Genomic DNA, 23,691 nt, shown 5'->3' on the forward strand with positions numbered 1-23,691 from the left:
GGCCCGGCGGTGTCTTTCTGCGAGAAGCCTACCGGCCGGAGTAGGCGCACTACGGCAGGGGCGGGGCAAGGATACGACACCATGCGGACGCTGGATTCGCTACGTCAGGAACCGGCGGGGCTAACCTTACTGCACCCGGCGGCGGTCGAGCGGGATATTTTGGATGCCCCTACAGTACGGGCCTGGGCACCGTGGTGCGGGCGGTCGCGGCCAATCCGGACCAACCTGAGGCGCAACGCAATTGCCTCAATCAAAGAGAACTGGGACCAGAAGGGCCCAAGGAACACCTGACCATTCTGCTCGGAGCAATGCGAGAGGACCGGTTACTAACCTTTGCATAAACAATGTCATTCAGCGGCATATTGGCACTCGGGCTGGCGAAAGAAGGATTTCACCAACCCGGGCAACTTCTGGATTCGGCGCAGGGCCCCGAGGGCCAACCGCTTCATCTCGTCTTTGGACTGCACCAGTTGCCGGGCGACCTGGCGTTTCACGTGTGCCCAGACCTGCTCGTCAGGATTGATCTGGGGCGAGTACGGCGGCAGGTAGAACAGCTTGAGCCTGCCGTTCTGGGCCTCGACGAAGGTCTTGATCAGTTTCGCCTTGTGGATCGGATGACCATCTACGATCAGGAACACCGGCTTTTCAGCCCCGATCAGCAGGCGCTTGAGGAATTCCCGGAAGACTTCGGCATTGACCGTGCCGTCGTGCAGCATGAAGCGGAATTCGCCTTGCGGACTGACGGCCGAGATCATGTTCAGGGAGAAGCGGCGCCCGGTCACTTCCACCGCCGGGGTCTCGCCTACCGGCGCCCAGGTCGTCCCCGTGTGGTAGTCGGAACGGATGCCCGATTCATCGGCAAAGTAGATCGTCGCTCCGGCGGCCTTGGCTTCGGCACGGATCGCCGGGTAGATTTCCGCTTCCCAGGCCCGCACCAGGGTCGCATCCTGCTGCCATGCTTGGTAGAGCGGCTTCTGGGCCGAGAAGCCCAACAGCTTCATGATGCGGCTGACCGAGGCCAGCGAGAGCTTCTTGCCGAATTCGCGTTCGATCAGCGCGGCGATCAGCGACAGCGTCCACAGACCAAAGGCAAACTTGAATTGCAGCGGGGTATGGTCTTTCACCGCCTGGGCCAGCCAGCGCATTTCATCCGCGCTTACCTTCGGCGGGCGCCCCGGAATCGGCTTGGACAACAGCGCGTTCTGCCCACCGTTGGCAAAATCGGCCAGCCAGCGAAAGACACTGCGCACATTGACGCCGTAGGCGGCGGCAACGCTGTTCACGTCCTGCCCCTCACGGATGGCCTTGATCGCCTGTTGCCGCATCACCGGCAGGGCGGCTCGGCCGTGCTTACGACCGTCGGTAGTTCTTTTGCATTTCATTAGCATATTTTATCATGTTTGTGACAATGCTTTCTGAAAAGTTAGTAAGTCCAAAGAACGCCAAATAAAGAGCCGGCCACCCTGATGGTGGCCGACCCGATTCAACCAACCCGCCCAAGCGCTCAGCGGCGGCGCAAGGCTCCAAGCCCCAAGAGGGCGGCGCTCAGGAGAGCCAGGGTCGCGGGTTCGGGCACATGAGTAGGATCACCAAACCCCGCAATCCGGATCAGGTCGAGTTCCGGCGAACCGGTGACACTGATGGCATCAACACTTGCGCCCAGGGCAATGCCGAAGTCGGAAAGGTCTACGGAGGTGACGAAAAGCTCACAACTGAAGGGACCGCCGCCGCCATAGAAATAATTGCAAGCCACCCCACTATCCACCCCCAGGCCTGCGCCGTAGCCGACGGTGGCCGAGAAGGTGGCCCCACCATCCGAAGACACGGCAAGATTGATCACGTCGCTCAAGCTGAAGCGGGCAGTGACCACACCGAAATCAGCCCCGGCGCCATTGACGATTGCCGAGTTGTAACCGATGGTGTAGAGGGGGGTGGCGCCGAGGCCGATATTGGCAATGCCGGTATTGAAATTGGCACCTGTGAGGAAACCTGGGTTGCCGGGATTGACGTTGATCGTATTGAGCCAGTTGCTGGCGGAGAAACTGCCACCGTCGCTTTCGAGCAGGCTATTGCCGAATTGCGCACTATTGAAGTTGAAGCCCCCGAGGAGCATATCCGCTTGTGCCGCAGGGGAAGCGAGGGCAGCGAGGGTTGCCGCAAGGGCGAGCGTCTTGAACCGAGTCTCCATTACAAGCTCCTTTGGTTTTGAGGGCGGCGCACACGAACCACCCTCTTCTGTTGGAGCGTCAGCACCAGCAAAATACATGCAAGAAAAATATATTCCCGAAACATCATAGAATTAAGGGCAAGCGCCGCCCCGATGACAAGGCGCGATGTAAAAAATTCCGACACCCCTCCGAAGCACGCTGGCGCCGAAAAACGCGAAGGATACCTCGCCAACCCCGGCGCCGCGCGGGCGAAGCACCGAACCCGCAAACAGGCAGCCCGTGCAGGCGCTAGATCAGGCTGTCCTTTTCGATCCCGCCGCGCTTGATGATGCGGCGCAGGCGGTCGAGGCCTTCCATCTGGATTTGCCGTACCCTTTCCCGGGTCAATCCCAGGTCCGAGGCGATGACGTCCAGGGTTGCGGTTTCCACGCCCTTCAGCCCGTAGCGGCGTTCGATGACCGAGCGCTGCCTGTCGCTCAACTGGGCGAGCCAGAGATCGATGAGTTCGCCCAGTTCGCTGGACTGCAACAGGGATTCCGGGTCCGCGCTGGATTCGTCGGCGATGACGTCGGCAACGGTGTGGTTGGGGTCGATCTCCAGCGGGGCGTCCAGGGAGGCGATGTGCTCGTTGAGGGAAAGCACGCGGCGCACGTCGTCCACCGGCCGGTCGATGAGGGCGGCGATGCGGTCTATGGAGGTTTCCCGGGCTTCGGCCGCTTCCAGATGGCGGATGGCCCGCAGGACGACGTTGATTTCCTTGACCACGTGCACCGGCAGACGAATGGTGCGAGATTGGTTCATGATCGCCCGCTCGATGCTTTGCCGGATCCACCAGGTGGCGTAGGTGGAGAAGCGGAATCCACGCTCGGGATCGAACTTTTCCAGGGCGTGGATGAGTCCCAGGTTACCTTCTTCGATGAGGTCCAGCAGCGGTATGCCGCGGTTGAGGTAGTGCTTGGCAATGTTGACCACCAGCCGCAGGTTGTGCTCGATCATTTTCTGCCGGGCGGCGAAATCGCCCTGGCGCACCAGGCGGGTGGTGGCGAGCTCCTGCTCCGGGGTGAGGAGAGGCTTGGCGCCGATTTCGTTGAGGTAGAGCTGGGTGACGTCTTCGAGGAGCTCGATTTCGGGCGTCACGGGCTCGGGCTCGGGCAGCAGGGTCTCGGCCTCTTCCTCGGAAAACTCTTCTTCGAATTCTTCGTTTTCTTCGCTCATCGCTTGGGCAGCACCTGGGTCGGGTCCACCGGTTTCCCCTGCTTGCGGACCTCGAAATGCAGCTTGACCGTTTCGCTGTCGGTATTGCCCATTTCGGCAATCTTCTGGCCCTTGCTCACCTGCTGTTTTTCTTCAACCAGGAGCTTCCGGTTGTGGGCGTACACCGAGTTGAAGCCGTTCTTGTGCCCGATGATGACCAGCAGCCCATAGCCCTTGATGGCCGATCCGGCATAAAGCACCTTGCCATCGGCTGCCGCCAGGACCGCATCACCGGCCTTGCCGGAAAAATCGAGTCCCTTGGCGTTGGTTTCGCCGTATCCCGCCGCGACCTTGCCGGCCGTGGGCCAAGCCCAGACGACGTCGTCCGGTCCCGCAAGCACTTCGGGCTTGGGGTCTGGCTTGGCCTCGGGGCGGGATTCCGGCGTCGGCTTGGGGTCGGCCGGCTTCGCTTCCCCCTTGGCCGCGTCCCCGGCGCTCAGGCGGGCATGTGCCTCGTCCGAATAGGGTTCCTTGCCGACCTTGGGTTCCCGAACCACGCCATCCACCGGCGCCGCCGCCACGGGAGCAGTGGAGGGTTTGTCGAGGGGTCTGGCCTCGACGACGGCGCCGCCGCCGACGGGGCGAGCAACCACGGCCCCGCCATCGGGGGCGCTGGGGGGGGCCACCCGCAATACCTGACCTTCCTTGAGGGAAGCAGGGTTGGTGATGTTGTTCCAGGCGGCGACGTCACGATAATCCTGACCGTGTTCGAGGGCGATGCGGTAGAGCGTCTCTCCCCGTTTCACCGTGGTCCAGCCCGGCCCGCTGGGCACCGCCGCCGCAGCGGGGGGCGTCGCGGAGGCCCGGGATTGGGCGGTGGCCGAGCGATCGACGCTGGGCGCCGGCGCCTGGGTGAGGCAACCGGCAAGGGCAAGCGCCACAGGCAGAACGAGCAGGCGAGTCATTGGATTCCGCAAAGCAAGGGTACGAAGCGGACCGCATCCAGGCGCGTCTCGACGAAGCCCTGGGAGGTCCGCTCTATGAAGGAAAGATACTGTTCACCGGCGCCCACTGGCAAGATCATTCGTCCGCCGACGGCGAGTTGTTCCAGAAGGGGCTGCGGAATGCGCGGGCTGGCCGCGGCGACGATGATGCTGTCGAAGGGTGCCGCCTCCGGCAATCCGAGCTGGCCGTCGGCGTGTTTCAGGCGAACGTTGAATTGCTGGAGCTGCCGCATGTGGGCCTTGGCCTTTTCCAGGAGCGGCCCCAGGCGCTCCACGGCGTACACTTCCTTGGTCAGTGCTCCGAGCACCGCCGCCTGGTAACCGCAACCGGCACCCACCTCCAGCGTCTTTCCCAGGCTCGGGCGGCCATTGAGCAGAACCTCGATCATGCGGGCCACCACGTAAGGCTGCGAAATGGTCTGGCCCATGCCCAGCGGCAGCGCCGTATCTTCGTAGGCCCGCGAGGCAAGCGCCTCCTCGACGAAGATGTGGCGGGGCACCGCAGCCATCGCCGCGAGGACCGCTTCGTTGCGGATGCCCTGCTCCCGCAGACGTTCGATCATCCGCGACCGGGTACGCTGGGAGGTCATGCCGATGCCGGAGAGACCGCCGTTCATCGCATCCAGTCACGCACCAGCGGAAGCTGGCTCACATGGGTGAGGTCGATCTGCAAGGGCGTCACGGAAACCGAACCGGCCTCGACCGCATGGAAGTCGGTGCCCGGTCCCGCGTCCTGGGCCGCGCCTGCTGCCCCGACCCAATAGACCGTCTCCTGACGGGGTGACTGCATGCGAACCACGGGTTCGGCCTTGTGCCGCTTGCCCAGGCGGGTGACGGCAAACCCTGCGAGTTCTTCGTAGGGCAGATCGGGAACATTGACGTTGAGCAGCAGAGGGTCGCGTACGGGATTGCGCAGGTAGCGCTCGACGAGTTCCCGCGCCACCCGGCCGGCGGTTGCAAAATGAGCGCCCGAGAAGCTGGTCAGGGAGACCGCCACGGACGGAATACCGAGCAGAAAACCTTCGGTCGCCGCCGCTACGGTACCGGAGTAGAGGGTATCGTCGCCCATGTTGGCACCCTGGTTGATCCCCGACACGATCATGTCGGGCAGGGTAGCGAGAAGCCCGGTCACCGCCAGATGAACACAATCCGTCGGCGTTCCATTGACGTAATAAAAACCGTTCGACGCCTGCTTGAGCGTCAGGGGGCGATCCAGGGTCAGGGAATTACTGGCCCCACTGCGATTGCGCTCAGGCGCGACGACGATGACTTCCGCCACCGGCGCAAGAGCCTCGACAAGCGCCTCGATTCCGGGAGCGTAATAACCATCGTCGTTACTGACCAATATGCGCATTCAAATCCCGTCAAATCACCAAGGATTCAATTTTGCCGCCGCCATTCAACCAGGCTTCGACCCATTTCGGCTTCCGGCCACGGCCCGTCCAGGCCAGGCTGGAATCCTTGGGATGCCGATACTTGACCGGTACGACCCCCCGGCTGCGAGAGGGCTTGGATTCCCCTCCGACCAGTTCTTCCAGGGAGAAACCCCGGGATTTGGCAAAAGCTTTGGTTTCTTCCAGAGCCTTGGCTCTCTCGCGCCCTTCTCGCTTTTTCAATTCGGCGGGAATTTTTTGCAGCAGATCGCGCAATTGCTTGTCGGAAAATTTAGAGAATTCCATGATTACCTCCGTGGTTGAATCGGAGGCAATTTAAGTTTTCCGCCAATTCTTTTCAAGCCTCAATAATCCCGGGGTAAATCAAGTACACCCGGAAATCACGCGAAATGCCGATGCCACCATGGTTTCGGCCTTTTGTCCGCGGCCGTCATTCTAGCATTGTCATCCGCTGCCTCCCCGAAACGTTATCCTTTGGTACGCCCTCGTAACAACTTGCAACAGCGCGGCGGCGGCCTGTCTGCTATCGTAAATCGCCGTTCCATCCAGCCATGAACCCAACCCGTCCCGCCCTCGCCTTCCTTGCCTGCACCCTGCTGGCCGGTAGCGCCTGGGCGGACCGCCGTCACCACAGCCATTTCGGCTTCTATGTGGGGGTACCCTGGGTCTATCCGGCGCCTTACTACTACTACGAACCCGCACCCCGGGTCATCGTCCTGCCTCCCTCGCCGCCTCCGGTGTATATCGAACAGGTACCGGCACCCGCCGCCAGTTCCTGGTATTACTGCGATGCGGCCCGCGCCTATTACCCTTACGTCCGGGAATGTCCTGGCGGCTGGATTCCCGTCTCCCCTGCCCCTCCCCGTTGATCATGATGACCTCGCGTACCCTTGTCGCCACCCTGTGCGGCACCGCCCTTCTGGCAGCCTGTGCCAGTCTGCCCAGCGGCCCCAGCGTTCTCGTATTGCCGGGAACCGGCCGAACCTTCGAGCAATTCCGCGTCGATGAAGTGGAGTGCCGCGATTACGCCTTCAATCAGGTTGGGGGTAAAACGGCCGAGGAAGCCGCCAACGAGTCCACCGCCAAGAGTGCGGCTCTGGGAACGGCCATTGGCGCCCTGGCCGGTGCCGCTCTGGGGGGCCGCCACGGCGCGGCTTTCGGCGCAGGATCAGGCCTTCTGATCGGCGCCGCGGCGGGGTCGGGCGGCGGCTATCGTTCGTCCTACGCCACCCAGCGCCAGTACGACAACGCCTACGTCCAGTGCATGTACGCCCGCGGTCATCGGGTTCCCGTACCGGCAGGCATGGCACCGACAACGGCCGGCGGCACCACGGCAGCCGCCCCCACCACTGCTCCCTCGTCCAATCCTCCCCCGCCTCCCCCCGGCAGCCCGCCGCCGCCGCCCCCGGGCGTCCGCTAGCGCTTCCCCAGGGCGGTCGCCTCCGCCCACAGTGCCCGGCCAAAGGCCTTCCAGGCCGGTCCTCCATGACTGAGAAAGCCTTCCTGGGCGCTTTCCTGAAGAGTGCGCAGCATGATGGCCGCCAGGCCGAACAGGTCGACCTTGGCCCGCTGGAGTGGATCGGGGTGCTCACTCATTGCCATCTCCCGCGCCTCTTCGGCGGCGTGGAGGAGGGCTTCACGGGCCAGAAGCCGCACCTGTACGTCGTCCGTCCAATCGATGCCCAGGATGACCCCCTTGCGCTCGATCTCCAGTTCGATGGCCCGCGTGGCCTCGTCGTAATTCTCGAATCCGCTCACTTCAATTCCTGTTCCGGTATTCCAAAGGAAAAAGGGGATCAGCATCTCTGCTGATCCCCCTTGTTCTTTGGTCGGGGCGGCGGGATTCGAACTCGCGACCCCTTGCACCCCATCAGGGTAAAAGCGCATCCCAGAGCATCCAACGACATCCCAGAAACCATCTCAACACATTGTTTTGTATGTAGAAAAACACCTTTACCATTCCAGCATCGTCCCATACAATCCAACCACATCCGGCAAAGTTGTGGGGGGAAATGTGGGGGGAATTTTACCCCACTGACCTCCCCCCGGCAAGGAGGCAAGCATGGGTAAGCTGACCGTCAAGGAACTTGAGGCACTTGGCAACAAGGACCACGACAAAAAACTTCGTGAAGATGGCGGCCTGATTGGGTCGGTGCGTTGCGGCGCCAGCGGGGTGTCGGTCTACTTCGATTGGCGCTATCGCTTCGACGGCAAGGTGAAGCAAATCGCTGTCGGTGCTTGGCCCAAACTATCTCTCGCATCGATCCGCTCCGAACGAGACCGGCTGAAAGTAGAGGTTGACGGTGGATCCGATCCAACAGAACGCCGCAAAGCGGAACGACTCAAGGTCAAAGTCGACCAGTTAGAAGAAGTAGAAAAACAACAGAAGAGGCTTGACGAAATTGTCGCCCAGCAGGCTAGGCTCACCGTCCAAGGGCTATTCGAGCACTGGGCCGAGGTCGATCTGATACGTCGCAAAGATGGGGGTAAAGAAGTCCGGCGGATGTTCGAGAAAGATGTGCTACCGAAGCTGGGCACCCTCCTCGTCGCGGATGTCAAGAAAGGGCACATTACGCTGGTCACGGATCCTCTGTTAGCAAGAGGCGTGAACCGGATGGCCAAACTTGTATTTTCTTTAGTTCGGCAGATGTTCCGGTTTGCAGTTGATCGAGACTATATCGAAGCCGACCCAACCGCCAGTATCCGAAAGGTCAAGATTGGCGGCCCGGACACTGAACGTGAACGCGTTCTGAGCCGAGCCGAAATTCAAACACTGTTCCACCAATTGCCCACCGCAAGACTAATGCCGCAAACAGAGGCTGCAGTTTGGATCGTCCTTGCAACACTCTGCCGAATCGGGGAGTTATCGAGCGCGAAATGGTCTGACATTGACCTTGACAACCAACGCTGGCGAATTCCTGAAACCAAGAATGGCAAACCTCACGAAGTCTATTTGTCTGACTTTGCTGTTGCGCACTTCCGGAAAGTGAAAGCACTTAACAACACCGATATTGCTTGGGTTTATCCGGGTCGAAATGGTAAAAAGGCACTCTCCAGCAAGTCGATCACCAAGCAGCTAGGGGATAGGCAACGCAGTAGCGAGCCAATGAAACGGCGCAGCAAATCTACCTCTGCCTTGACACTACCAGGGGGAAAATGGGGACCTCATGACTTGAGGAGAACTGGCGCCACAATCATGACTCAGCTACATGTGCTACCCGATGTCGTCGAGCATTGTCTGAATCATATCGAAGAGAATCGTACGAAGCGCGTTTATCAACGGCATACTTACGATCGTGAAATGCAGGCTGCCTGGAAGATCCTTGGTAAGCATTTGACTCGACTGACGGCACTCAATATGACCAATGCTGCAGCCTCAGACGTCAAGAACACACCTCCCAAGAAAGCACCGGCAGCTCGCAAGAAAGCCGCCTCAAAGCCCGCTAATCAACGGCACCTCCACGCACCGTCGCCGGAAACCGCACCCACTGCACAAATGAACTGAGCGCGAACATCGGGGGGTTGCTTTTCCGATCAGAATCGCTTCCCTCCGTTGGATCAACGCTTTCACCTCGACAACATCGAGCAATCCGACTCGGTGAGCAACGCGGCGGCCCGATGGTCCTTGCACGATCACATAGGCATGCAAGGCCACCTGCCTTCCTGTCTCCGCCATAACAGCCACCCGCTGCGCCGAAAGTTCGATCACGTCGGCGAGGGATACACAGTCACGCTGCCGATTTTTCAGCTCGATAAGGATAATGATCCCAGCAGGATCACGGTATCCACGGTCGACCTTAGCCGTCAGGGTTATTGGACCACGAGCCCGGAATAGCTGCTCTGCATAGACAAGCGTCGCTCGTCGCAACTCCCGCGGTAACCAAGCTTGATCCCTTTGGCGTTTCAAGCGATGAAGCACCCAGATAAGCAAGAGGATCAACATGGCACCAGCAATCATCTGTTCAATCATTGCCTACCCTCCGCCGGTATAGCCTTGCCGCTATCTTGACCACGGGACGAAGCAAAGCGCGCATCAGCCGAATCAGCCACGGATGCGCCGCGAGCATCCGGCAAACGGCTGGTGCCGCGCGGTAGTAGGTAAGGATCATGCCTCGGCCAAGCATTGAGGGAGGCAGCACCAGCTCACGAAATGCTCGCAGCACCGAGAACCCATACCCTTCGTCATAGACCGGTTGGGCAATGAAGCACGGCCCCTTGCCTCCGGGCTGCGTCTGCCGTTCCAGATAGAAGCGCCGATGCTCTCGGCCCCCTCGAGCCATGTCCTTTCGTTGTTGGACTGAGTACCGCCGACCATAGCGATGCTCGAATAGCACTAGGCGCTCGCAGACCCCCATCTGGGCAAGCGACGAGGCGCTGACACGCTGGCACCGGCCGGATCGTGGCCGGCTATTGGCGCTCACGAAATGCTCCCCTGCCGGGTCCGCATTGCCTGCCAGAGGCAATACTCCCGGTCGATCATGTAATCAATCCGCGCCGCAGTGAAACGTCGGCTTGCCTCGGGAATTCTGTGCGTCACCAACCAGTAAAGCAGCACGAAGCACAGCGAGGCTGGCAGGGCCACCCATCCCAAGACGACCGCGGAGGACCCAATGGTCGCCGAGATTAGCAGCAGGTCACCTGTGCCAGGCCACCGGCGTCTCCCTTCGCCAACTAAATTCGCCCCCTCGCCCGTCGTGTGGTCGATGAGAGCCAACACGCGGCCCGGTCGCGGGCCTACGACCACCACGCTCACCTCGTCCTCAAGCCTCATTGAACCAAGCGGCTGATCCAATGCGAGATCGGCCACTTGCCCCCCATCCTGTCTGACTCGCAGCAGATAGCCGCTGCCTGCGTGATCGCGCAATATGTCGTCCACCCAGCCGTGGATAGCCAGGAAGTCTTTCTGATCCATAGATATATCCTTAGTCGCACGGCTCGCTCAACGATCGGCGATCGGTTCGCCGAACACCTCCGAGGCGAACGGCATGGCGATCGCTGGCACTGCCGGCAACTCTGCGGCGGGACCACTTACATCGGCCACCTGAACCAAGCGCGGCACCATGCCACCGCCGGCGAGGCTCAACTGACCAATCACCCCTTCGCGCGCCAGCAACCGCAACCGGTTGATCCGTTTCGTCCCCTTCTTGAAGCGGATCAGGTCGTCGTACAACTGCGGGTCATCCACTCGGTCCAACTCGAACAGCAAGCGGATCGTCTCGTGCTCTGGCGTCTTCTTCTCGCTCATCACGCAGCCCCCTGAACTGCGGTAGCGGCGGTAGTGCCGAAGAGTTTGTCCACGTGATTCATGCCGGCAATCTGGAAGCCACGGACGTTGGCGTGCAACGGATCCTTTACCTCCAGGATGCGGTGCTTCGGAAATGCCTCTTTCACCGCCTTTTTAAAGAGGTAGGCACCGCCTCCGACCAGGATGATGTTCTGGAAGCTGTAGCTCGCATCGATCCAGCGCATCATCGACGCCACGGCCTGCTGGGCGATCGAATGTGCCATGGGCATGGCTCGCGAGATGTCGTAGGGCTTCTGGTAGATCACCGGGTTTTTTCCGGTGCGTAATGCCAGGTCGATGGCCTCGATGTCGTTGTAGGGCGTACCGATGTCGTGCCCGATTTCTGCCGCAATGGCTTGCAGGATGTCGAAAACACCCCGGTTCACCGAGTGACTCTTGTTTTGCACCAGGCGCATACCCCGCGCTACAAGCCAGTCGAAAGTGCGTGACCCCGGATCGAGAATCAGGCTTTGCTCCCGCTCGATGGCGGCCATCTTCTCGTGCTGAACAGCGAAATCAACCAGGGCGCCTTGGGGCTGCGCGATCGCCAAGGCCTTGCGGACCACCACGGTCTTGCCGCTGCCAATATCGTGCGTCCCGGTCACCGCTTTCTCAAGGGCGGTCTTCTTGGTAGTCAGCGCGGCCACCGGTAGCCCCACGACCAGCAGATCAATCGCGGGTTGCTTCATCAGAGCCAGGGCGCCCCGCAATAGCGCCAAGTACTCCGGCGTCTCAGTATAACGGTCATGCATCTGGGTGGCGCGGAACGTATCGGCGGCCAGTTCAACCTCAGGGCCGACCTCGTAGAAGAGGCCATTGATCGGGATCGCAACCGTTTTGCGCCGCTCATAGCCAGGCTGTCCCGAAGGCTCGCGCATGGTCGGATAAGCGACCGAAGGAAAGCTGGCGCAGCGGATGTCGCTACCAGCCACGTTGCTGACGTATTTGGTGTTGCCGAAACCGACATCCACCGCTCTGACGACATAGTCCATATGAGGCTCCTGTATAGGTTTGCGAGCAGCCAGCATCAGCACCCCGATGCGGCCAGTCCACGCGAAATCCGCTCCGGTTGCCCCGGCTATCGCAATCAGCCTCGACCGTATTCGAAGTCCAGTCGACCTGAGTTGGGGTGAAAGTTGAGGTCATGCGCCCGGGTGCCAAAACAGCTCTCGCGTCGATTTACGGTCTCACTGGATCGGGGTACGTCAAGGGTACATTTCCAGCGGCTGTCCCATCGAAAACAGCAGTACAGGATCGAAACACTCACAGTGGAAACCAGAGGCCGAGTTGGCGCCCGTCAAGCCCTGATTCAGCCTCGCTCCGGTCATCTCCCGAAAAATAAACGCACCCTGAGTTTCAATTTCAAGTGCCACCCGCAAGCCCCGGCATTCAGGTTCCGTCAGCGGGTTCGCCCATTGACCTTCTCTCGCTCCAAGTGTGAACTACAGCCTCCCGAGGCCTCCTGGCCTGCTCCATCGCGGAGCAAAAGGCGTTGCGGTCGTTACCCGCCTCTTTAGCCCCCGACCTTGAGTCGGGTTGGCATGGTCCCCGAGACCGTGCCCGAAACTGTTTCACCCGTAGTGCAACGTTAGACCTTGCCGACAGTTCCCTGTCGGACGCTCCTTGAGTGCGTGTCTTGCGTTCGGTTCAACTGGCCGGCACCCGATGCCGCGCTATTGCTTCCCGTCATCGTTCGAGCACGCGCCTTGCGCAGCACACGTCGTGTTGGCCCTCATGGGCTCCGCGTGTGAAGCCGCTCGTACGCCTGTACTGCCCTGGACTTTCGGTCAGGGGCGGACCCATGCAGGTGGATGACGTTACGTATCGAGGACTGATCCCCCTATGGCGCAAGGCGAGACCTTCGCGCCGATGTTCTCCCCGCCTTCGAGGCGAGGTTGCATCACCAAGCCCGACGAACGCAGAAATGCGGAAGCGGACGGATCACTGTTTCATTTTTAAGACCGACCGAGTTGGAGGCCGCGCATAAGGCGCGACACCGGCAAACCCTGGGTAGGTACGGCGTGCTCGTGGTCGCACGCCGTGCCGAAGCACTCGACCACGCTTTGCGTACGCGACGGAATCCGCGCCCGCGACGAACCGATGGATTCCACCAATACATCTGCTTTGGGCTGACGGGACAGCGCACGGCTCGCTTCGGAGATTTGTCATGTCTGATTTCAACGCTCGCCATACCCGTCGGCGGTTCCAAGGCTCCATCGGCGCCGGCCGCGCCGCCAACCACCAAGCGCCGCGCCGTCAGGAGTGGGCATCGATGACGCCTGCCGAGATCCTGGAACGTTACCGTCCGGGCAAGGCCGACCCACTGCGGGTGCTCGACGTCCTGCTGGAACTGTTCAACTCACTGCACACCGCACTGGAAAAAACGGTCTCGCACAAGACGCGGCAGGAACGGGCCGACTTCCTGCGGCGCTTCTTCCGCGATCTCAAGGTGAAGGCCAGATTCGCCACCGTGCCTGACCCTCGGAACCTCGGCGACCGCCACATCCGGGCCATGATCAAGGTCTGGCAGCAGGAGCAACTCGCACCCGCCACCATCCAGACCTACCTCAGTTTCCTGCGCGGACTCGCGCTGTGGCTAGGCAAGCCGGGATTCATTCGCACGCCGGCTCATTACGGGCTGGCACCGGCCGAATACCAGCGCCATGAATATGCCCAGCGCGACAAGAGTTGGACGGCGGCGGGCATCGACATCGATGCGCTGATCGAGCGGATCAGCGCTTATGACCGCTACGTCGGCGCTTCGCTACGGCTCATCCGAGCGATGGGGCTGCGACGCAAAGAGTCGGTGATGTTCCGGCCCAACCAATGCGTGGTCACCTTCGAGGCAACGGGGCTAGCGCACGAACAGCGACAAGCGGATCGCTACGTGCGAATCAAGGAAGGCGCGAAGGGAGGAAGGCTGCGCTTCGTGCCACTGGATTCAGAGCAACGCATTGCAGCTTTGGCGTTCGCCCAGGCAGTCGTTCAGGAAGATGACGCGCACCTGGGCGATCCTCGCCACAGCCTGAAACACAACCTGCGACGTTTCGACTACGTGATGGCCCGCTTTGGCATCACGGCGGAGGGATTGGGGGCCACGGCGCACGGATTGCGCCACGAAGCGATGATCGACCACTACACCGACAAGGCCGGCGTCGCGCCGCCAGTGCGAGGCGGCGGTGATGTGCCTGCCGACGTGGACGCTACGGCAAGACTCTCTGCCGCCCGTCTCGCGGGGCATAACCGGACAAGAGCTTCCGGCGCCTACCTTGGCGGATTACTTGATCGACAAGCGGCGCTGAGGGCACAGCAGCAAGGCAATGCGTCGGGCGCATCCGGCGATGAAGGCTTACCCAAGGAGCGTTGAGCTGGGCCTGCATCCGGCCTACTCAAGAAAGGAACGGGGGCTTTGCAGCCCCCATTTTGCTCCGTCGATCATAGTCGTATTCCCGTGCGGCCTCGAAGTCCCTCGCGGTAGAGCACCGCGCCGATGTGGCAGAGAAGCGCTTGATCATCCTCGGAAAGTTCGAGGCCGTCCATCCAGGTGGCAAGTTGCACGATGGCCTCGTCGATGGCTTCAACGCTGCCGCTGATGTCCAGCAGTTCGGCATGGGCCTCGAACTGCTTGATGATGGGGTGATCCATGATCTGGCCTCCGCTTTCGGGGGAATGGGCATCATCATAGTACCCATCGCGCAGAATGCCGCACACCCGATTCACCTTTACACCGACCGCCTTGTCCCATGCCGTCAGCCGGCGGGCGTTACGTCGAAGTCCTCGTCCGGGTAGATGACGCAGGCGTCCGGTTTGCAAGGCGCTCCGGCAAGTTCCTCTTCCGTCACGCTGGAGCGCGATAGCGCCGCGCAACGGGCGAGCGATTCGCTCGATTCCGCGACTTGCCCCAGGCGCAACGCCCGACCCTCGCGCATCACGCGGACATTCCATGTTCTGTGTGCCATGTCTCCCTTCCGCTCAGGCTGCTTCCGCCAACGTTTCATCCTCGTCTTGGCGCTCATCGGCCATGACGCAACCGAAACGCGCCCAGGTCTTCGGATCAACCTCGATGGGGCCGGTCCGTTTCGAGTCGAGATTGACTACCACGCCATGCTGGTCGAGTCGCCCATTGGAGAAGAGTTCATAGAGCAACTGCGCCGCGAAACGCACCGCCACGTCGTTGATGAACAGGCCTTGGGAAGCCAGCGACACCCGGACCGAACACGAAGGCCGGTTGTCGTCTGGAGCACTGGTATCCAGCAATTCGGGGAAGAGTTCGGTGACGCAGGGCAGGCGCATACTCCTCTCACTCCTTGTCCGGTGCGGCCCCTGCCCCAATATAGCCTGAGCGCTTGCCTCGGTGTTGCCGAGATCCAGCCAGTACCGATAGCGTCCGCCGCCATCGAACACTGCCTCATGCAGCATTCGACGCGCGAAGCGGCTGTCCACGCAACTTACCAGGATATCGGCACTCAGCGGCGAGTAGCGGTTGGTCTCGAAGGCCTCGTAGCGAACGGGATGGGCGATCCAGTCCAGCCCGTAGAACTGGTTGAGGCGGTGGATGGTCACTATGGCCTTGTGTCGACCGATGTCGGCGGGGCTGTAGAGTTGCCGGCCCATGTTGGCCTCGCTCACCCGGTCTGCATCGAAGGCGGTGACGTGCAAGCCGTGGGGGTGGCCGAGCGCCTTCATGGCAATGTCGAGCCGGGCGAGGCAGGCGGCCATTTGCGCGCCGTTGCCGCCGACACCGACCAGATGGATGCTGACGCGACGGTCGAGCAGTGCGGGGTCGATCAGGTGTTCCACGGTCCGAACCTCCTTCCTTGGTAGAAACTCAGTATCCGGCGCAGCAGGCCCGGTTCAAGGTCGGGTTCCGGGTAGTGTGGCGCCGTGGTGTCAGCCTGCCACGGATGCGGCAAGGGGTGGAACCGGCCATTGACCGCCAGCCGGAACAGGGCGCTGGGCTTAGGCTGATGCAGGCAACCAAGCACCCCGGCCACCTTGATGCCCTGATCATCGCGGTCGTCCTTTGCCGACCAGAATGGCAAGCCGTGGCCGTGGGTATGCAGGTCCACGGCCAGTGTCTCGTCGGCATCCATCGCTGGCACCCGGTAATCGATCTGGTGCGGCGACACATCGAGGGGTTCGCACAGCGCGAGCCGCAAGCTCCGGCTACGCCGGGAGTAGATCAGCGCTCCGGCCACCTCGTTGGGCAAGCCTCGGCGACCGGCTTCGATGAACGCCTCGATCAGCCGGATGGGCAATACGCCGAAAGTGAAAGTCAGCCGCTCCTTGATGCCGCCGTAGGGCAGCGGGATCGGCAACGCGGGGGAGAGCCGCTGGATGCAGTCCAGCCAGTCGAGTTTGACCTGCACGAAAACGCCGTTGGCAGCGAGAATGATCCTTTGGCCGTTCACCATGTCGGGCAAGGGGCCAAAACGCGGCGCGGCGATGACCGGGCAAGCCGACTGTAGGGCAAGGTCGCGCACATCCATCATGTCCCCTCCGTGATGCCCAACAGACCACCCAGGGTCATCTTTACATCGACCAGCACCCGCTCGGGGAAACGCCGGAATCGTCCATCGAGCATCTCTCGCCAGAAGGCGTAAGCGCCGCCGCGATAGCGCACCAGTTTGCCGGGGCCGTTCGGATGGGTGAAGTAGGAGCGTAAGAAAGCATCGTTCCACGCGGCGATCTTCTCGACCGTGGTGCCCTCGGGCACGGGGACGTTGCCTTGGCAGATGTTGCCCCGCACATCGACGTTGAAGTACGGTACTTGGAATAGTGGCGTGGCCGGGGTTGGACGCCCTACTCCCTTCACTGCCCATACCCGCCAGACCCGGCCAGAAGCTGCAAAGACCAATCCCGGATGGGGCACGCTGTCGCCGCGTTCGCGCCCGCCGAAGGCCTCGGCGTGTTCCTCGTCGACACGGAAGGCGATGTGGCAGCGTGCCGGTGGAACCCACCAGACGATCAGGTCGCCATCCATGTAGAGCACCGTCTCCGGCAGAAATCCGCCGTGGGCAGTTCGCTTGAGCAGGGCGCGGGCGAGGTCCATCGCCGCCCGGGGCGTCATCGCCTGCCCGGCGCCGATGACGGCTTCGCCATCGACTTCCTCGATGTCATGCACGGTAGCCAGCGCACTACCCTGCTGGCCGTCGTAGATCAGGACCGCCCGGCGCAGATGCACGGTGCCCGCGCTCGGGGCCTGAATGGAAAACTCGGCTTGGTTCATGGTTGTTACCTCCACGATCAGTTTCCCGCCGAGAGGTGATGAATCAAGCGGTCGATCCGCCGGATGGCCTCGAAGCGGCTGGCCATCGCCCGCTGCCACGCGCCGAAGGCACCGGGGTCGTCCAGTGGCACCCGGACCTCGCCCATGTGCTCGCAGTATTCGCCTTGATGAGCGAGGTTGAGCAGGTCGTCGTAGATACGGGTGGTCACGTCCCCTTCCGTCCACGACAGCACGGCGCCGAAGCCGACGAACTCGCCGTCGATGTCGTGGCGGAAGCTATCGTCGATGTCCAGGCTGGCCAGCGCCAGCGCTTCCTCGGCCACTGCCTTGGCGCTCGGATCGGATTGGTGCTTGATCGCCCGGCGCAGGAAGCGGGCGCATTGCGCCAGTTCCAGCCCGCGCGGCCAGCGCCGGGTCCATGCCGGAAAGCACGCTTCCAGCGTGGCCTTGCTGACCATTTCCGTCCGCATCGCTTCGCGCTCTTCTTCATCCTCGCCGCAGTTCATGTCCAGTGCGGCTTCCTCGTCTTCTTCGCCGCACCAGTAAAGATAGGTCGCCACGTCGCAGGCGATGTCGGGCGTAAACAGCGGATAGACGAAGGCGCTCTGACGGCGCAGCACATGCAGGATGACGCTCCCCAAGCCGGGCACGCGGGCGCTCAGAGCCTCCAGCCCCGCCCCCACCGGCCATTCCTGCTCATGGCATTCACACCACGAGGCTTCCATCGCATCGAAGTCGAAGTCCTTGGGTGGCTGGCCGCCGTAGTAGCGGTAGTAATCGCCATCACTGGAGACCATATGCAGGGCAAAGCGCGGCTTCAGGCAATGCAGCGCGCCGATCTGGCGCTTGAGCCAGCCATCGAGCGCCTGCCGGCAGGCATCGAGGGAGTCGCTCCAAGTCGCAGGGATGTCGCTCTCGTCGAAGGCCTCGGCTTCAATCAAGAAGCGCGACACCGTGGCATTGGCCGCCAGCAGCGCCCCCGGTGCGATGGTGCGCGGCACCTGCGGAGCGATGCGCGGCAGGACCAATGCCATCATGGTAGCGGGGCCAACATGTCGCTGGTCGGCAGGACGCGGGCTGTATGGCGTTCCGTCGCATCGCGCCGGGTGCGCAACACGAAGGCACCCCAAGCGCTGCCGCATGCCTGCGTGCCGCGCCGGGTCAGTGCTTTGGCGAGCTTGCCGGTGATATCCGAGCGCCCCTCGGATTCAACCGCCACAGCAGCCATGAGGGTGGCCAGCCGCTCCCCTTCATCGTCACTCCCACCCTTGGTTCCCACCGCCTTGCGGAAGGTATATTCCTGCACGCCGTCCCGGACCTCACCTGCCTCGATCTCGGCGCTGATGAGTTCGGGGTATTGGGTGCTGTAGAGATCGCGGACCTCCTTCGGTTCCATACCCGGCACGTCGGGCAACTGCATGCCGTTGTAGCGGAAGACCCGCCGGATTTCGTTGATTGCAATGCTCATCGTTGGACTCCTGTCGTCTGGACGGCCTCCCGAAGGGAAGGCCCTTGCCATCAGTCTCTCGCCGCCCGACCCGCTTTCAAGGCCGGAACTCAGCCGAACAGGTCGTAGGAATCACCGCCGGCAGCGGTTGCTGCCGATGGTTGCGGCTCGTTGCCACCGTTCTCGTCGTCACCGTCGTCGAGGCCACCGTCTGGGCTGGTCTGTACCGTGCCCGGGGCCTTCGTCGTGGCATCAGCAGGGGCGTGCTTGACCGCCTTGGTCATCGCCTCCCCCGCCTTCTTTGCCGATGCCGCCTTGGCCGCTTGCAGCACTTCCTGCGTGGCTTCGGCCTGCTTGGCAAGGCTCTGGCGGACCTCGCGGTAACCCTTCAACACCTCTACGAAGCCCGCATCGAATTCAGCGGGTGTCGCCGTCAGACTCAAGGCCTTGGTCAGCGCCGGTTCGTCTACGTCCTTCTTCGGCTTAGGGATCACGTTGATCGTCATCCGCCCGGTCTTCTCGTCGGCACTGAGCAGCATCGTCAAGGTGGTGCTCGTCGCCAGCGCATAGAGTTCTTCGAACATTGTCATGTCACGCTCCTTCGAAAAAGAAATTCCTTCGAGACCATGCTACGAAGGCATTCGGGGTTTTCCAGTGGTTGCACCGCTCAGGCAACGAGGGCTTCTTCTTCCGCAGGTTCGACCGGCACAACGGTGAGTTCGTCGCTTGCCAGATTGATGGACGCTGCGGGAACGGGGCGGCGCGGGTATTGCATGACGGCGGGCACGGTGCCTTGGTAAGCAAACCCCGGCACGGCAAGTAGCGATTTGATGAAATCGCCCTTCTTCTTCGCCCGCGCCAGCTTGAAGGCCGCCCCCATCTTCGCTTTCAGGCCGACCTCGCCGGCCAGGGATTCCAACTCGCTCAGGGTGAAGAGTTCGAGGAACTCGGTGTTCCATTTGAAGTGGCGGCCCTCATCGACCTCCAGATAGTTCAGCAGGGCTTCGAGATCGCGCTGTCCGACACCGAAAGCGGCCGATGCGGTGACCGCCAACATCAACTGCTCCAGATGCTGCGCGTCGATGGCATCAGCCTCGGGCAGCGCCACCGCGAAATCGAGGCGCTCAAGCACGCACGGCCCCGCGATCCGCTTGGCCGCTGCTCCAAATTCGATGCTACGGACATCGCCGGTATGGCCGCAGCGGGCCAGCGCGATCATCACGCGTCGGTTGCGCTCGGGCTTGGCCATCAACTCCTTTGCCGCCCACTTACGCCACTCAGTCACCCGGAAGTCCTTCACCCGCTGCGGAGTCTGGTTCGAGGGCCGGGCAACGGTCACGTCGGGCTGGTCACGCTTGGCCAGGGTCTTGGCGGTTTTCGGGGGAAGCGGTGGCTCATTCTCGCGCTGCGCCTTGCGCCAAGCAGCAACCTTCTGAGTATTGCAGGCGGCGTCGAAGCATTGCGAGAGCGTCACATCGCCGTAGCTACCGGGCAGCGCCGACACCGCGCAACCAAACGAGGCGCAGCCTTGACAGGCGGCATACTGCGCGGCCCCAACGCCCAACTCACCTTCCGCCGCGATTGGAAGGTAGGCGCTGCCATCGCTCAATTTCACGATCTGCACCAACGGATACTGGTCGCGCAAGCCATGGGCCTTGGCCACGACGGCTTGCAGGGTCAATTCGTCGAAATGGGTAGGATGCTGGCAGTAGCCCTCGCCGAGGGATTCGTCGAATAGGCCCGCCTGCCGGGCGGAATTATGCGGGCAGGCCGAGCACTGCGCGGTGTCGAAGATGGCGGCGGCCAGTTGGCGGGCGAAGCGTCCCAACTGTTCTTTCAGCACACCTACCGGCACCTTGTGTGCAAGCACGCCGGTCAGCACGCTGCTCTGCTTGTCGGGAGGAATGCCGGCTAGCAGTTCGGCGTGACCGAGTTGAATCTGGCGGCGCGTGAGCGCGGCCAGGACGGCAGGCGTGCAGGACAGGAGCGCCAACCGCCGCTCCAAGAGTTCCGGCTTCCAGCCGAGGCTCGCCGCCGCCTCTTCCTTGTCGCCCTTGTGGCGCAGCAACTGGCGCTTGGCGGCCTGCGCTTCCTCGGCATGGGACATGGGGGCGCGGTGGTGGTTCTCGATGACGGCGATGGCCTCGGCCTCCTCGTCGTTCAAGGCTTCGATGACCACCGGCATGCCGTAGTCGTTGCCGAAGACGTTCTTCGCGGCTCGCCAGCGCCGCTCGCCGGCCACGATCTCGTAGAGGTCGGAGCCGGGGATGGGACGGACGAGGATGGGCTGGACGACGCGACCGGCGGCGCGCAGACCCGCCTCGAGGTCGGCCATTTCGACCGGATCGAAGTATTCGCGGGGGTTCTTGCCTTGTACGATGCGATTGATCGGCAAGGTGGGAGTGGCGGGTGTTTCCATAAAGGTCTCCTGCTGTTGGATACCTTCATGCTCTCGTAAGATGGACGGCCTTCAAGGGCATGCCCGGACCGGAAAACGCTCACTACCCGCTCGGGCCACCCGTCAAGTCTGGGCTGGGTTGCCTGTGCCCTTCGCCAGTTCGACCAGGTCTTCCGCAGCCTGCTTGCCCCACCGCAGGCAATGCGCCAGCGAGCTTTCTTCGTGGTGCACGCCGTTCAGTTCGCACTGCTTGCCGCTCTCGATCCGATTCCAAGCCTGTTGCGCCTTGTTGAGCAAGTGATGGACCTCGATCAGCGCCACGCGCTCCTCCAGGGTGATTCGGTCGATCAGGTGTTTTTCCAGAGGCATCTCAGGCCCTCGTCGAGTGAGTACAGCCAACAAAGCGCTTCAGGCGCGTCATCAACTGCTGGCGGTGATCGGGAAACCGGGAGAGGTTCGGATCGGTGGCATCCTGCTTCCACCAGAGGCTCGCGTAATCGGAGACAACACCGTTGTAGCCACACTGCGGCCCGTCCTCATCGAACTCGGCGCACAGGCGTCGGATCGCCTCGCGGTGGCTCAAGCGAGTGATGGACACCAGCGTGCCCGGGTTCCACACCACCCAGACGTTGCCGCCGAAGCCGCACACCGCATCCATGCCCGAGTCGGCAAAGAAAGCGTCCCAGACATCGCCCTGCGTGTTCCGCCCGTCGAGGCGATCCGTCCAACGAGCCGACGGTGCGAGTCGCGCTTCCAGCACGCAACCGCCCGTCTCATACATGCCGTATTCGTAGGCAAGGGTCAGCGACTCGCTCAGGCAGATGCCGGTGCCGGTGTAGTTGCGGGAACGTGAGCGCCGGAAGCCTTCGCGCAAGATGATGCGGGCGGCAGTATCGCGGGTGCCGTGGTAGAGCGGGCCGATCAAGCGAGTCGTCGAGGTATCCATCCCCCCAGCGTCTCATCCGATCATTCATTTACAAGGCCTGGTCTGGATCAGAACGACTCATCGGATATGGAAAAAGTGAGCAACGATAGGCTTTTTCCGGCGTACGTGACACGAAAACTGTATCAATCTGAAAATCACGGAGCCCGACTAATAGCAGCGGGAAGATTGCATAAGTTCATCGAAGGTGTCGCTGTGCCGTAGGTAAAGGCCCTTCGTCAAAGCGATGTTCTGGGCGGGCTTCCGCCCAACGGCGGCGCATGTTGCCACGATGTCCCGATAGACCTTCTCGGAAATTGTTTGTCTCCCCGTATAGTTCATGAAGTAGTCAGGCATCTGCATACTGACCCGGTCACCTCGCGGGACCATGATGACGCTCGGTTGGCTTCCATTGGAGGCAAAAGTCAGGTACTGCCAACTTGGGTCCGGTACACCTCGATCCGGCACGGCATCGATGGAAAACGCCAAGTCTCCACCGTGAGTTAAAGCGAGATAAGCTTCTCGTGCGTGCTTTCCCATCTCGGCGATCAGAATGCACGGCTTGCTTGGCTCGTAGTATTCATGCCTTACCTGAAAACCCAGAATATCCAGCAAGCGGTCGAATTTTTCCGGCGGCAGAGCCTGTTGCCCGGCGATCATCCAATTGATCTCCTTGGCGGTGACCTCGATCGAATCGGCGATTGCTTTTTTGCCACCTGGCCAGCATTGGATCATGCTGCTGACCTCGTTGCTTGCCGTGTTATCGAAATACTCCATAGGCTCCTTAGCAGGGATATCTCCGCTGCTCGGATCGGCCATCGCATCATCCGCATCACCTGAGAAGAGCCAGTTTTTCAGTTTTGGATCGTTTGATGCGTCCCAGTAGCGCGGGATATTCGTAGGAACGTTCATTTGCCAAGCAGATAACCAATCCCCCTGCGTCCAGTCCAGGTTATCGGGCACGTCGACCTTTGGCTCAACGAACGGAAGTTCTTTCCAATGCTCGGCGAGTTGGCGCTGGCCGACTCTGCTGAAATGCTGGCAACGAAAACTGAAAGCCTTGTCGGCAATTTTGTGGAGTTCATCTAGCGATTTCGGCAAGTAGAACTGGAGTTGCCTGGCATCCTTCTGCCCGTTTCGCAGTACCGCAGCATGAGACTTATCGTTTGATGCGGCGATGTCGACCGTGATGCCCGCACCTTGAAGCACCTCGATAAAGCCCTGGTCGGCGGCCGCGCAGTTGCGGCTGATCCGCAAGCGTTCAGGCTTACCTCGAAGCTCGGGCAGGCAATTCCAGAACTCAGTCAGAACATCAATGATCGGGCGCGGGACGTCGAGGCACACAAATCGGACGGCAGTAGCCGGCAATCCTGGCAAGGAAACGCCATACATGATCAACGGCAAGAATCCGACCTTTTCGGCCTCGGCCAGAGGTAAAGCATCGGCGGTAAAAATCACGCCACGAGACGAATGCAAAAAGACATGGCGCGCAGTGGCTAGCGTGAAATTGTGTTCCCTGACGATCGTCATCGTTGCTCCCGATTACCCTGGCGGATTGTCTTGTCGGGAATTATGACGGAAAAGCCTTCCGGCACATCGAAGGGTATTTGCCTTGCCCTCGTAACTAGCCCCGCCAATTCCAGGCGCTTGA

General features: G+C 61.5%; 27 protein-coding genes and 1 pseudogene. 4 read left to right on the forward strand and 24 right to left on the reverse strand.

Features of this window, described 5'->3' with window-relative positions:
• Window positions 1-347 precede the first annotated feature (347 nt).
• The 7 genes from IPM73_09695 to IPM73_09725 all read right to left on the reverse strand — a co-directional run bounded on the left by IPM73_09695 (window position 348) and on the right by IPM73_09725 (window position 6,045).
• Entirely contained in the window at window positions 348-1,382 is a 1,035-nt protein-coding gene (locus tag IPM73_09695; GenBank protein ID MBK8918303.1) for an IS630 family transposase, read from the reverse strand.
• Window positions 1,383-1,504: 122 nt separating this feature from the next.
• A complete protein-coding gene (locus tag IPM73_09700) occupies window positions 1,505-2,188 on the reverse strand; it encodes a PEP-CTERM sorting domain-containing protein (protein MBK8918304.1) in 684 nt (227 codons plus the stop codon).
• A gap of 268 nt (window positions 2,189-2,456) precedes the next feature.
• Entirely contained in the window at window positions 2,457-3,383 is a 927-nt protein-coding gene (gene rpoS, locus IPM73_09705; GenBank protein ID MBK8918305.1) for an RNA polymerase sigma factor RpoS, read from the reverse strand.
• Window positions 3,380-4,327, reverse strand: a complete 948-nt coding sequence (locus IPM73_09710; protein ID MBK8918306.1) for a peptidoglycan DD-metalloendopeptidase family protein — start codon at window positions 4,325-4,327, stop codon at window positions 3,380-3,382. The genes rpoS and IPM73_09710 overlap by 4 nt, the downstream gene beginning before the upstream one ends.
• Window positions 4,324-4,983: a protein-L-isoaspartate(D-aspartate) O-methyltransferase gene (locus IPM73_09715; GenBank protein MBK8918307.1), complete on the reverse strand. Its 660-nt coding sequence runs from the start codon at window positions 4,981-4,983 to the stop codon at window positions 4,324-4,326. The genes IPM73_09710 and IPM73_09715 overlap by 4 nt, the downstream gene beginning before the upstream one ends.
• The gene (gene surE, locus IPM73_09720; GenBank protein ID MBK8918308.1) at window positions 4,980-5,720 is read right to left on the reverse strand and encodes a 5'/3'-nucleotidase SurE; all 741 of its coding nucleotides are present in this window, start codon (window positions 5,718-5,720) and stop codon (window positions 4,980-4,982) included. Before surE ends, IPM73_09715 begins: the two co-directional genes overlap by 4 nt.
• Before the next feature lie 10 nt (window positions 5,721-5,730).
• Entirely contained in the window at window positions 5,731-6,045 is a 315-nt protein-coding gene (locus tag IPM73_09725) for an H-NS histone family protein (GenBank protein MBK8918309.1), read from the reverse strand.
• A 266-nt stretch (window positions 6,046-6,311) separates the two neighbouring features.
• Here IPM73_09725 and IPM73_09730 point away from each other — a divergent pair, with 266 nt between their 5' ends.
• Both IPM73_09730 and IPM73_09735 read left to right on the forward strand, forming a co-directional pair.
• Window positions 6,312-6,629: a hypothetical protein gene (locus IPM73_09730; GenBank protein ID MBK8918310.1), complete on the forward strand. Its 318-nt coding sequence runs from the start codon at window positions 6,312-6,314 to the stop codon at window positions 6,627-6,629.
• 2 nt (window positions 6,630-6,631) lie between these two features.
• On the forward strand, window positions 6,632-7,180 hold the full coding sequence (locus IPM73_09735) for a hypothetical protein (protein MBK8918311.1): 549 nt from the start codon (window positions 6,632-6,634) through the stop codon (window positions 7,178-7,180).
• On the opposite strand, the gene IPM73_09740 is transcribed toward IPM73_09735, so the two are convergent.
• Window positions 7,177-7,518 carry a hypothetical protein gene (locus IPM73_09740; GenBank protein ID MBK8918312.1) on the reverse strand — a complete coding sequence of 114 codons (342 nt, stop codon included), beginning with the start codon at window positions 7,516-7,518 and terminating at the stop codon, window positions 7,177-7,179. The two genes, IPM73_09735 and IPM73_09740, sit on opposite strands and share 4 nt — an antisense overlap.
• 304 nt (window positions 7,519-7,822) lie before the next feature.
• Between IPM73_09740 and IPM73_09745 the strand changes: the two are divergent.
• A pseudogene (locus tag IPM73_09745) lies at window positions 7,823-9,196 on the forward strand (tyrosine-type recombinase/integrase).
• Here the strand turns inward: IPM73_09745 and IPM73_09750 are convergent.
• The 4 genes from IPM73_09750 to IPM73_09765 form a co-directional block, all read right to left on the reverse strand.
• Entirely contained in the window at window positions 9,194-9,718 is a 525-nt protein-coding gene (locus tag IPM73_09750; GenBank protein ID MBK8918313.1) for a hypothetical protein, read from the reverse strand. The pseudogene IPM73_09745 and the gene IPM73_09750 overlap by 3 nt on opposite strands.
• Before the next feature lie 459 nt (window positions 9,719-10,177).
• Complete coding sequence (locus IPM73_09755; GenBank protein ID MBK8918314.1) at window positions 10,178-10,672, reverse strand: hypothetical protein; 495 nt, start codon at window positions 10,670-10,672, stop codon at window positions 10,178-10,180.
• 27 nt (window positions 10,673-10,699) lie between these two features.
• Window positions 10,700-11,005, reverse strand: coding sequence for a hypothetical protein (locus IPM73_09760; protein ID MBK8918315.1), 306 nt, complete (start codon window positions 11,003-11,005; stop codon window positions 10,700-10,702).
• The gene (locus IPM73_09765; GenBank protein MBK8918316.1) at window positions 11,005-12,036 is read right to left on the reverse strand and encodes a PRTRC system protein D; all 1,032 of its coding nucleotides are present in this window, start codon (window positions 12,034-12,036) and stop codon (window positions 11,005-11,007) included. The genes IPM73_09760 and IPM73_09765 overlap by 1 nt, the downstream gene beginning before the upstream one ends.
• Before the next feature lie 1,175 nt (window positions 12,037-13,211).
• Here IPM73_09765 and IPM73_09770 point away from each other — a divergent pair.
• The gene (locus tag IPM73_09770) at window positions 13,212-14,411 is read left to right on the forward strand and encodes an integrase domain-containing protein (protein ID MBK8918317.1); all 1,200 of its coding nucleotides are present in this window, start codon (window positions 13,212-13,214) and stop codon (window positions 14,409-14,411) included.
• A 68-nt stretch (window positions 14,412-14,479) separates the two neighbouring features.
• On the opposite strand, the gene IPM73_09775 is transcribed toward IPM73_09770, so the two are convergent.
• From IPM73_09775 to IPM73_09830, 12 genes are all read right to left on the reverse strand, one after another.
• Window positions 14,480-14,692 carry a hypothetical protein gene (locus tag IPM73_09775; protein MBK8918318.1) on the reverse strand — a complete coding sequence of 71 codons (213 nt, stop codon included), beginning with the start codon at window positions 14,690-14,692 and terminating at the stop codon, window positions 14,480-14,482.
• 101 nt (window positions 14,693-14,793) lie between these two features.
• Window positions 14,794-15,003, reverse strand: coding sequence for a hypothetical protein (locus IPM73_09780; GenBank protein MBK8918319.1), 210 nt, complete (start codon window positions 15,001-15,003; stop codon window positions 14,794-14,796).
• Between the two features lie 13 nt (window positions 15,004-15,016).
• A complete protein-coding gene (locus IPM73_09785; GenBank protein MBK8918320.1) occupies window positions 15,017-15,844 on the reverse strand; it encodes a PRTRC system ThiF family protein in 828 nt (275 codons plus the stop codon).
• A complete protein-coding gene (locus IPM73_09790) occupies window positions 15,832-16,533 on the reverse strand; it encodes a PRTRC system protein A (protein ID MBK8918321.1) in 702 nt (233 codons plus the stop codon). Before IPM73_09790 ends, IPM73_09785 begins: the two co-directional genes overlap by 13 nt.
• Entirely contained in the window at window positions 16,533-17,273 is a 741-nt protein-coding gene (locus IPM73_09795) for a PRTRC system protein B (protein ID MBK8918322.1), read from the reverse strand. Before IPM73_09795 ends, IPM73_09790 begins: the two co-directional genes overlap by 1 nt.
• Before the next feature lie 17 nt (window positions 17,274-17,290).
• Window positions 17,291-18,310, reverse strand: coding sequence for a PRTRC system protein F (locus IPM73_09800; GenBank protein ID MBK8918323.1), 1,020 nt, complete (start codon window positions 18,308-18,310; stop codon window positions 17,291-17,293).
• Window positions 18,307-18,741 (reverse strand): PRTRC system protein C, encoded by a 435-nt coding sequence (locus IPM73_09805; GenBank protein ID MBK8918324.1) that lies wholly within the window; start codon window positions 18,739-18,741, stop codon window positions 18,307-18,309. The genes IPM73_09800 and IPM73_09805 overlap by 4 nt, the downstream gene beginning before the upstream one ends.
• Window positions 18,742-18,830: 89 nt before the next feature.
• Window positions 18,831-19,310 (reverse strand): PRTRC system protein E, encoded by a 480-nt coding sequence (locus tag IPM73_09810; GenBank protein MBK8918325.1) that lies wholly within the window; start codon window positions 19,308-19,310, stop codon window positions 18,831-18,833.
• Between the two features lie 77 nt (window positions 19,311-19,387).
• Entirely contained in the window at window positions 19,388-21,139 is a 1,752-nt protein-coding gene (locus IPM73_09815; GenBank protein MBK8918326.1) for a PRTRC system ParB family protein, read from the reverse strand.
• Window positions 21,140-21,241: 102 nt separating this feature from the next.
• Window positions 21,242-21,487 (reverse strand): hypothetical protein, encoded by a 246-nt coding sequence (locus IPM73_09820; GenBank protein ID MBK8918327.1) that lies wholly within the window; start codon window positions 21,485-21,487, stop codon window positions 21,242-21,244.
• Between the two features lies 1 nt (window position 21,488).
• The gene (locus IPM73_09825) at window positions 21,489-22,064 is read right to left on the reverse strand and encodes a hypothetical protein (GenBank protein MBK8918328.1); all 576 of its coding nucleotides are present in this window, start codon (window positions 22,062-22,064) and stop codon (window positions 21,489-21,491) included.
• Between the two features lie 147 nt (window positions 22,065-22,211).
• The gene (locus IPM73_09830) at window positions 22,212-23,570 is read right to left on the reverse strand and encodes a hypothetical protein (GenBank protein ID MBK8918329.1); all 1,359 of its coding nucleotides are present in this window, start codon (window positions 23,568-23,570) and stop codon (window positions 22,212-22,214) included.
• Window positions 23,571-23,691 lie beyond the last annotated feature (121 nt).

This window comes from Betaproteobacteria bacterium, from assembly GCA_016720065.1.
Lineage (GTDB): Bacteria > Pseudomonadota > Gammaproteobacteria > Burkholderiales > Rhodocyclaceae > SSSZ01.